The organism is Variovorax sp. P5_A3 (genome assembly GCF_056400665.1).
Genome location: NZ_JBFUKW010000064.1, coordinates 1 through 1,466, shown reverse-complemented (window position 1 = coordinate 1,466; position 1,466 = coordinate 1). Strand labels below are relative to the sequence as shown.

At 60.0% G+C, this 1,466-nt stretch carries 2 protein-coding genes; both read right to left on the bottom strand.

Annotated elements, in window-relative coordinates:
* Positions 1–198: hypothetical protein (locus AC1D3B_RS36130; protein ID WP_478195463.1), on the bottom strand; the 198-nt coding region annotated here is incomplete at its 3' end.
* Positions 199–363: 165 nt separating this feature from the next.
* Positions 364–1,383 carry an IS110 family RNA-guided transposase gene (locus AC1D3B_RS36125; protein WP_478195462.1) on the bottom strand — a complete coding sequence of 340 codons (1,020 nt, stop codon included), beginning with the start codon at positions 1,381–1,383 and terminating at the stop codon, positions 364–366.
* Positions 1,384–1,466 lie beyond the last annotated feature (83 nt).

The window sequence follows — 1,466 nt, the reverse complement described above, 5'->3', positions numbered from 1 at the left end:
GTCGACGTCCTGCGCCAGATGGTGCATGTATGGACCCGACGCCTTTTGCAAGCTTTCGCCAACGATGAGAACGGTCTGCACGCATGTATCCGGCTTGCTTGTGGGCGAAGTCGGCAACGCGCCCGCAGCCTCGATGAGATTCGCGCACTCTGTCCTTAGCAGTTCAACGGCTTGGAGAATTGCTCCAGCCTTCACCATTTGCAGGTCTCAGAGCGCTGGTCTAACCGGTTTCGTCATCACTTTCGAAGAGCTTCGCAAACCAGGTGTGGGTGTCCCTTCCTTTATCAAGTTGGTGTCGTCGTCGAGGCTCCGCAGCCGCGGCCGCGGCCGCAGCCGCTCAGTTCAGCTCAGTTCATGTCAAGGTCAGGCGCCGGCGGGTCGGTAGTCCCGCTCGCTGCTGAGCAAAACCTGGATGATGCGAGCGTTCTTGTTCGCCAAAGCTACTGCCGCGCAGTTGTAGCCGCGGCGCGCGATCAGTTCCTGGAGCCATCGGCTGCGTGCGTCGGTCTTGCCTCCGATGTACTTCAATGCGGAGCGTGCGCCATGGATCAGCAGCGTGCGAAGGTATCCATCGCCGCGCTTGCTGATCCCCTTCAGACAGGACTTCCCTCCAGACGAATACTGGCGCGGCACCAGCCCCAGCCATGCAGCCAGGTGCCTCCCATTCTTGAACTCCTTGGCATCACCGACAGCTGCGACGATTGCAGTAGCTGTGATCGGCCCGACGCCGCCGATAGCGATGATCCTCTGGCATAAAGCTGATTGTTTCGTGAACGACTTGATCCAGGCCTCGGACTGTGCGATCCGCTGCTCAAGGACATGGACCGCCTGCAGCAGGTCCGTTATTAACGTACGGCAGAAGGTCGTGAGTTCGCCGTCAACCTGTGCAAGGATTGCGGGCATTGCTCGCTTGAATGCCTCAGGCGATTGCGCAATCGTGATGCCGCGCTCGCCGAGCAGCCCCCTCACCTGATTGATAAGTGCGGTGCGTTGGCGGACAAGCAGCTGGCGCGCCCTGTGAGCGGCCTGCATGTCCTGCTGGTCCACAGATTTGACCGGCACGAAGCGCATTGCCGGACGGCATGCGGCCTCCACAATCGCTTCGGCATCATTGCGGTCGTTCTTGTTCGTCTTCACGAAGGGAGAAACGTACTGCGGGCTGATCAGGCGAACCTCCAAGCCCATTTGTTGAAAACACCTCCCCCAGTAGTGGGCAGAGCTGCACGCTTCCATAGCGACTACCCGCGGGCGCAGTTCGCGCACCGCGCCAAGCAATGCAGCGCGCGAGACCTTCGACCGATGTTGCACGCGGCCGTGACGGTCGGCCGCATGAAGCTGGAACACACGCTTGGCCAAGTCGATGCCGAGAATATCGATTTCCATGTTGAGCCTCCTATGTCAGCGGTTGATAGTGCCGCTCAGTCTTCCAGAGAGGTGGCGTCGGGTCCATCTCAGTAGTTCATGGC